Raw genomic sequence first — 7,722 nt, 5'->3', positions numbered from 1 at the left:
TCCGCACCCCCAGAGAGTGTTGTGCGTTCGCCTTCGTGGCGATGAGCAGCTCGGCGGCGGGGCGGGGGGGGGGGGGGGGGCGCCCCCCCCCCCCCCACTTCCGGGTAGCGCTCGAGACCGCGCTGGATGGTCTCGGGCGAGGTGTTGCTGCGTGCGTAGATCTCGATGAAGCCCTCGGTCTCCCAGCCGAGCGCCGCGGGGTCCACCCGGACCGTGAAGCCGGTGATCGCCCCATCGGCCCGGAGCCTGTCCACGCGCCGTTTCACGGCGGGCGCGGACAGGCCGACGAGCGAACCGATGTCGGCGTAGGAACGTCGGGCGTCCTCGGCGAGGGCGTGGACGATGCGTTCGTCGAGATCGTTCAGTCGCACGGGGGGTGGATCACTTCTCTGCTGTTGCCAACCGGGAGCGGCGAAGGCCGTACTGGAAGTAGAACACGAGCCCGGCGACCATCCAGCCACCGAACCACAGCCAGGTGATACCGGGCAGGTTGTACATCATGTACGCGCAGAAGAGGAAGCCCAGGATCGGGGTGACCGGGAAGAGCATCACCTTGAAGGTGCGGTTCATCTCGGGTCGCGTGTAGCGCAGGATGATCACGGCGACGTTGACCAGGGCGAAGGCGAAGAGCGTGCCGATGCTGGTGGCGTTGGCGAGCTCGCCCAGCGGGATGAAGGCGGCGAGGGCGCCGCAGAAGACCGAGACGATCACGGTGTTGGCGCGCGGGGCACCGGTCCTGGCGTCGACCTTGGCGAACACCTTGGGCGCCAGTCCGTCGCGGGCCATCGCGAACAGGATGCGGGTCTGTCCGTACAGCACGGCGAAGACCACGCTGGCGATGGCGATGACCGCGCCAGCGGCGAGCACGATGCCCCAGAAGCTCTGGCCGGTGACGTCCTTCATGATCTGGGCGAGCGCCGCCTCCGTGCCCTCGAAGTCCTGCCACGGCATGGCGCCGACGGCGACAAGGGCGACGAGGCAGTAGAGCACCGTGACGATCAGCAGCGACAGCATGATCGCGCGCGGCAGGTCCTTCTTCGGGTTCTTCGCCTCCTCACCGGCGGTGGAGGCCGCGTCGAAGCCGATGTACGAGAAGAACAGGGTGGCCGCGGCGGCGCTGATGCCGGTGACGCCAAGCGGCGCGAGGGGGGCGTAGTTGCCGGCCTTGATGCCCATGAAGCCGATGCCGATGAAGAGCAGCAGCGTGACGATCTTCACGCCGACCATGATCGAGTTGACCCGGGCGCTCTCCTTGGCGCCGCCCATCAGGAAGACCATGGCGAGCAGCACCACGATGAGCGCCGGCAGGTTGATGAATCCTCCCTCGCCGAGGGGCGCGGAGATCAGGTCGGGGATGGTGACGCCGATCGTGCCGTCGAGCAGCTCGTTGAGGTACTCGCCCCAGCCCACCGCGACGGCCGCGACCGAGACGCCGTACTCCAGGACCAGGCACCAGCCGCAGATCCAGGCGATGAGCTCGCCCATGGTGGCGTAGGCGTACGAGTACGAGGAGCCCGACACCGGTATGGAGCCGGCGAGCTCGGCGTACGAGAGTGCCGAGAACAGCGCGGTCAGACCGGCGACGACGAACGCGATCGCGACGGCGGGTCCGGCCAGCGGGGTGGCCTCGCCGAGGACGACGAAGATGCCGGTACCGAGAGTGGCACCAATGCTGATCATGGTCAGCTGCCACATGGTGAGCGAGCGGCGGAGGCTCCCGCCCTCGCCCTGGCCGCCCTCGGCGACCAGCGTCTCTACGGGCTTGCGCCGCATGAGACGGGCACCGAGGCCGGGCTGGGGTCCCGCCGCACCCTGCTGAGGGGTGACGGGCGGCGCTGCGCCGTGGTCCAACACTGGGGAGGCTCCTTATCGCTGCCTGACGAGCGGCGGCGACCACGGCGTGCCCCCTCGCGAGTCCAGGGGGGGGGGGGGGGGGTGAGGGGGGGGCGGAGGGGGGGGCGGGGGGTCCCGAGGAGCGGGGGGTGCGCGGGGGCCGCCCCCTCCCCCCGCCCCCCCGCGCGGCGCCCCCCCCGGGGGCCCCCCCGCCCCCCCCCCGGGTTCCCCGGTGCCCCCCCCCCCCCCCCCGGGCAGGGCTGAGTAACCCTGATCGGGGGGATCGCCGAGCAGACGGTCCCCGCCAAACTCCACGTACAGCCTGCGACCTTACGAGGTGAGCGTGACGAACGGAAATGCATGAGCTTTGCGCATTAGCGAATGACCATTGCGTGATCGGGGAGTGAGCGGAGGAACGTTGCACGGGCACGCAAAAGCGTTCCGAAACCGCTTGCGGTGACGGCTACGAGAAGGGAGGGGGGCACGCGGCGAGGAACGCGGGCAGGGGCATCGTCGACCCGGGTACGGGCGCCGTGAACGCGGACAGGAGTGCACCATGGCACCGCTCGCGTCCTGCGGCTCAGAGCTCCCGCAGCCGGTCGGCGATCTCCCGCAGCAGGGTCGGGTCGTGTCTGTCCCGCTGGACCGAGGGCGCCGAGATACACACGAGTCCGGCCTCGACCAGGTCGGCGAGCAGCACCCGCACGACGGTGAGGGGCAGATCGGCGTCGGCCGCGACCTCGGCGACCGGGCGCTGCCCCCGGCGTACCAGATCGAGCAGTGAGCTGCGAGCGTGGTCAAGCGCGGGCGCCGGCCCGTCGTCGTCCTGTTCGACGGCCTTGACCTGCGACATCATGTCGATGTGGTGGTCTGCGGCGGGGCGGGTCCGGCCCCGGGTGACGGTGTAGGGGCGCACCATCGACCCGGTCTCGTCCTCGTACCAGTGGTCGCTCACGGGATCACGCGTCGGTGGCCTCGGGAAGGGCGCGCGCTGGCACGGCCATATGCCGGCCCACCCGCCTGACCAGCAGGGTCATCTCGTGGGCGAGCTGGCCGACGTCTGTCTCGATGTCGGAGAGCACCGCGAGTCGACTCCCGTCACCGGCCGGCGTGATGAACAGATATGCGCCATCGAGCATGACCATGGTCTGCCTCACCCTGCCCGCCCCGAAACGGTCTCCCGTCTCCTTGGCCAGGCTGTGGAACCCGGCGCATACGGCGGACAGGTGCTCGATGTCACGGGCCGGCATCCCACGGGACGCGCAGGTGACCAGCCCGTCCGAGGTCAGCAGCACGGCCTGACGGACATGGTCGGTCCTGGCCACCAGCTCGTCCAGCAACCATCCGAGGTCGCCCGCCGGGGTCTGCGCGCCCGGGCCGGGCTCCTCGCCGTTCCTGGGGTCAACCATCCTGACCCGTCCCTTCGTCACTCATGCTCTCCCGCCCGGCCGGGTCGCCCTTGCGGCCCCGGTCGAGCCCTCGCTGAAACGCCCCGAAGATGGCTCGCATCTCCTCCGCGCTGACTTCCTTGGCCGGCTCCCGCCGTGCGTCATCGCCCGGTGTGTCCCGCAGCGGCGCCGCGAGCGACGCCTGCCGTACCCGCCTGGGCAGCGGCCGGGGCCCGGTCGCGTCACCGCCGTCCGGGCCTGCCGGAACCGGCGCTTCGACAGCTTCCGTGGACGGTACTCCGCTCTCGTGGCCCGGGCGCCCGCCGAAGGGCTCCAGGGCGGCGGCCGGTCCGGCACCCGTGGGGTCATCCGGTCGCCCATGGCCCCGCCAAGACGGGGACAGCCGCGTCTCCTCCGTGGTCGCGGCCGGCCCGCCGCCGGACGCGGCGCCATGCGCTTCGGCCGGTCCGCCGTGTACCGCGGAACCGCCGCCGCGGCCCGTATCCCCCGGCCCGTGGCCGTCCCGCGGGGACGCGCCCGGCTGCGTTCCCGGTGTCTTCCTCGTCCGCTGCGGCAGCACGGGCGCCGGCCCGGACGCCGTCCGGGGGTACGGGCCACCGGCCTGGGCACGCTCCGGTACGAGGGGCTCTCCGCCGGGGCGGTCCGGTGGCGGGGTCGTGTCGGTGACCGCGCGCAGGATGGCCGTGGGGGTGTCCTGCGTCGGCGTGTCGTCCGCGGCTGTCCCGTCCGTGGCAGCGGGCGCCGCCTCGGGCCGGTGGCCACGCGTCGGCAGGGTGTGGACCACCGCTCCCGCCGACGGCGCGGGCTCGGGCGCCGCGGGCGCCGCCGGCTCGACCAGGGACGTGATCGTGTGCGGCAGCAGGACGACCGCGGTGGTACCGCCGTACGGGGAGCGGGTGAGAGTCACGGTGATGCCGTGGCGGGCGGCGAGCCTGCCGACGATGTACAGGCCGAGGCGCTCGTCCAGCACCGGGTCGAAATCACCCGGCCGCGCCAACGTGCGGTGGACCTGGTCGAACTCCTCGCGGTCCATACCCAGGCCGCGGTCGTCGACCTCCAGCACGAATCCGTTGCGGGCCTCGCCCGTACGCATCGTCACCTGGGTGTGCGGCGGGGAGAACGCGGTCGCGTTATCCACCAGTTCGGCGACGAGGTGCACCACATCGGCCACCGCCTCCGCCGTGATGCCCACGGGTGGCATCGGCGGTATGACGACGCGCGTGTAGTCCTCGATCTCCCCCACCGCCGCGGACACCACGTCGGCCAGCGGCACCGGCTGCCGCCAGCGGCGGCCCGGGGCCGCGCCCGAGAGGATGATCAGACCCTCGGCGTGCCGCCGCATACGGGTGGTCAGGTGGTCGATGCGGAACAGGTCCTCAAGCGTGTCCGGGTCGGTGGTGCGCCGCTCCAGCGTGTCGACCAGCTTCGACTGCCGGTGCACCAGCGCCTGGTTGCGCCGGGCGATGTTCAGCAGCACCGCGAACATCCCGCGCCTGAGGGTGGCCTGCTTCACGGCCGCCTCGACCGCGGCCCTGCGGGCCGTGTTGAGCGCGTGCCCGACCTGCGAGATCTCGTCCGGCTCGCCCTTGTCGTCCCCGAAGCGAATCGGCGGCGCCACCTCCGCGGCGTCCACCTCGTCCCCCGCCGCGAGCCGTTCCATGACCTCCGGAAGCTGACGTGTCGCCAGCACGTCTGCCGCGTCCCGCAGCTCTTCGAGCCGCCGCGCGATACGCCGGCCCGCGGACACCGAGAGCCAGATCGAGATCACAACGGCGATGAGTCCCAGACCGCCGACCACACCGGCCTTCACCATCTCGCGGTAGGCGAAGTCACGTCCGCGGTCGGCGGCGTTGAGCGCCGAAGCGGTGCATGTCCGCATGTACCGCTTGACCGCCAGGTCGGTCGTCGTCCGCCAGGAGTTCGCGGCGATCGCCTTGCTCGCGCCGGACGCCCCGGCTCGCAGCAGAGCGTTCTCGCCGGCCACCAGCGAGCGGTATTCGGTGCTCCGCTCGAACTCTCCGAAGAGTGCCGCCGAGTCGGCCGGGAGATCCCCGACATAGGTCCGGTGGAAGACCCTGCGGTCCTCGATCGTGGCGGTCAGCACGTCGTACTGGGCGTCACTGAGCCGACCTGCCGCCCGCGCCCCGGCGACCAGTGCGTCCTCACGGGAGACGAACTCCCGTACCCGCACCAGCTCCACCACGACCTGGGCCTCCCGGGCGAGCTGTCCCGCCTGGAGCGCGGTGAGCGTGGACTGGACGTCGAAGGTCGGCTCGACGATCGCGGTGTACGCGTCGACGGCTCCGCTCCAGGACAGCGAACGGGCCAGCACCTGCCGGCGCAGCCCTTCGAGCTGCGCCGTGGCCTTGTCCATCGTGTCCAGCGACTCCTGCTGGCGCTCTGACAGGTCCTCGCGGCGCTCCTGGTCCCGGATCGCCTCACGCATCGTCTGAACGGCCCGGTCGGTGGACCGCTGCTGGGCGAGGTACGCGGCGGTGCCGGAGGTGTCCGCCGTGCCGACGCTGTCGGCGTCGTCCTCGGCGGCGCCCAGATAGCCGGCTGCCAGCCTGCGTTCGATCTGGATCTGCCCGACCGCGGTGTCCACGGGGGTGCCGAAACTCTCGTAGACCGACTGAAGGCGGACCAGCGCCCGCAGATCGCCCGTCACGGACACCATCGCGAAGGTCCAGAGCGTCATCAGCGCGATGACCGGCAACACGGTGAGAGCAACGATCCGGCCACGGATCGTGGAACGGCGCAATCGCCGGCGCATGAACTCCCCAGAGCGTTCGTAACTGCGTTTCGCAACTCACTGACCAGCGGCTGTTACCGACCGGTAGGGGCTGTCAAGCTACGCGATGTCGAACGTGAGACGCAATGCTTCGCTCCGGTCAGCCCGCCCGAATGCGTCCGTTCCGCGTGTATGGACACGGTGTCAGAGCTCAGCCAAGGTGCGCGAAAGGGCAGACACGGGCAGGGATTGCCCGAACCGGACTTCCCGTCGTCCGTATCCGAGGATCGGAGGCCGCTATGCCGCCCCACGTGCCGCCAGAGCCGGCACCCGCGACGACGCCCGAGGTGAAGCCCCGCACGCCCCCGGCCGGCCCACCGCCGCCCGGCCCGCCGTCCGACCGCGCGTCCCCCGGCGGCTGGCTCGACCCCGGGCCGTTCCTGCGCGGAGTCGCCTGGCGGGACGGCGCACGGGTGGTACGCGCCGACCCCGCGGATCTGGACCGGCTGGCCTGGGACACCCGAGAGCGGGCGGCGCTTCCCATCGGTGTGCGGCTGGAGTTCACCGCTCCGGGCGGGACGAAGGCGGTACGGATCCGGTATCGCGCGCGGGTTCCGGACGCGAAGGACGCCCTGCGCGACCTCGCCCACTGCTTCTCGCTCTGGCACGGTGACCGCTGCGTGCGCGAATCGTTCACCGAGCCCGCGGAAGAGGCCACCGTCACCCTGGAGCTACCTTCGGGGGAAGGGCCTTTCACCATCCATCCGCCCGAGTCGCAGGCGCCGGTGATCCTGGGCCTGCGGGGCGTCGGCGGCAGGGTGGCCCCAGCTCCCGGGCGCCCCCGCTGGGTCGTACACGGCGACTCCATCACGGAGGGCTGGTGGTCGACCCGTCCGGCCCACTCGTGGCCTGCGACCACCGGACGTGCTCTCGGCCTCGACACCGTCAACCTCGGTTACGCGGGCTGCGCCCGCGGCGAGCTGCCCACGGCGCAGCACCTGGCCCGGCTCCCGGCCGAGCTGCTCACCCTCGCTTTCGGCACCAACTGCTGGTCCCGCACCCCGCACACAGCTCCGCTGATGTACGAGACGGTCCGGGTCTTCGTCACCCTGGTACGCCAGGGCCATCCGGACACCCCGCTTCTGCTGCTCTCCCCCGTGCTGCGCCCGGAGGCCGAGTCGACCCCCAACGCCGTCGGCGCGACCCTCGCGCAGCTCCGTACGGCGATGGAGTCAGCGGTGCGCGACCTCATGGCGGAGGGCGACCGACGCCTTGCGCTGCTGCCCGGCAGGCGGCTGCTGACTGCCCGGCATCTGGCCGACGGGCTGCATCCGAACGACAGCGGACACGCGTTGATCGCCGCCGCGGTGGGGCAGGCACTGCGCACTGCCGGGTTCGCCGAACCCGGCATCAGCCCGGCCGCCTGACGAGGCGCCGCACGAGTCGGCGTGTCGGGGGGGGCGGCCCCCGCGGCGGCCCGCGCGGGGGGGCCCCCCCCCACCCGGGGGGGCGGTCGGCCGCCCCGGCCCGCGGCGCGGGGGGGGGGGGGCGGCGCCGGCGCAGGCCGGTTACCAGTTCGCACCCCCTACCTACCCGCCGCGACTGAGCGATGCCGACCCCCGTACCTGGCGGGTCGCCGACCGGCTGGGCGCGATGGACGAGTACGCGGTCCACGCGCAGGTCCTCTACCCCAACGTGGGGGGCTACGGTGGCGGCCGGTGCTCCGCTCCCAACGACTCCGGGCGGAAA

Annotated in this window: 6 protein-coding genes; 1 reads left to right on the top strand and 5 read right to left on the bottom strand. The window is 72.2% G+C overall.

The genetic code is table 11. The features are described from left to right. From ACFWI9_RS31290 to ACFWI9_RS31270, 5 genes are all read right to left on the bottom strand, one after another. Positions 1 to 371 (bottom strand): Lrp/AsnC family transcriptional regulator (locus ACFWI9_RS31290; RefSeq protein WP_387167773.1); only part of this gene is annotated, 371 nt, incomplete at its 3' end. A gap of 10 nt (positions 372 to 381) precedes the next feature. Continuing rightward, complete coding sequence (locus ACFWI9_RS31285; RefSeq protein ID WP_387167770.1) at positions 382 to 1,854, bottom strand: amino acid permease; 1,473 nt, start codon at positions 1,852 to 1,854, stop codon at positions 382 to 384. A gap of 559 nt (positions 1,855 to 2,413) precedes the next feature. Further along, positions 2,414 to 2,788, bottom strand: a complete 375-nt coding sequence (locus tag ACFWI9_RS31280) for a DUF742 domain-containing protein (RefSeq protein ID WP_387167767.1) — start codon at positions 2,786 to 2,788, stop codon at positions 2,414 to 2,416. Between the two features lie 4 nt (positions 2,789 to 2,792). Continuing rightward, positions 2,793 to 3,242, bottom strand: coding sequence for a roadblock/LC7 domain-containing protein (locus tag ACFWI9_RS31275; protein ID WP_387167764.1), 450 nt, complete (start codon positions 3,240 to 3,242; stop codon positions 2,793 to 2,795). Continuing rightward, entirely contained in the window at positions 3,235 to 6,015 is a 2,781-nt protein-coding gene (locus tag ACFWI9_RS31270; protein WP_387167761.1) for a nitrate- and nitrite sensing domain-containing protein, read from the bottom strand. Before ACFWI9_RS31270 ends, ACFWI9_RS31275 begins: the two co-directional genes overlap by 8 nt. A gap of 257 nt (positions 6,016 to 6,272) precedes the next feature. Here ACFWI9_RS31270 and ACFWI9_RS31265 point away from each other — a divergent pair, with 257 nt between their 5' ends. Next, positions 6,273 to 7,400 (top strand): GDSL-type esterase/lipase family protein, encoded by a 1,128-nt coding sequence (locus ACFWI9_RS31265; RefSeq protein WP_387167758.1) that lies wholly within the window; start codon positions 6,273 to 6,275, stop codon positions 7,398 to 7,400. Positions 7,401 to 7,722 lie beyond the last annotated feature (322 nt).

Source organism: Streptomyces sp. NPDC127084, from assembly GCF_042724175.1.
In the GTDB taxonomy this organism is placed as follows: domain Bacteria; phylum Actinomycetota; class Actinomycetes; order Streptomycetales; family Streptomycetaceae; genus Streptomyces.
Note: the sequence above shows the minus strand (reverse complement) of the source record. Positions and strands in the feature narration are given on the sequence as shown.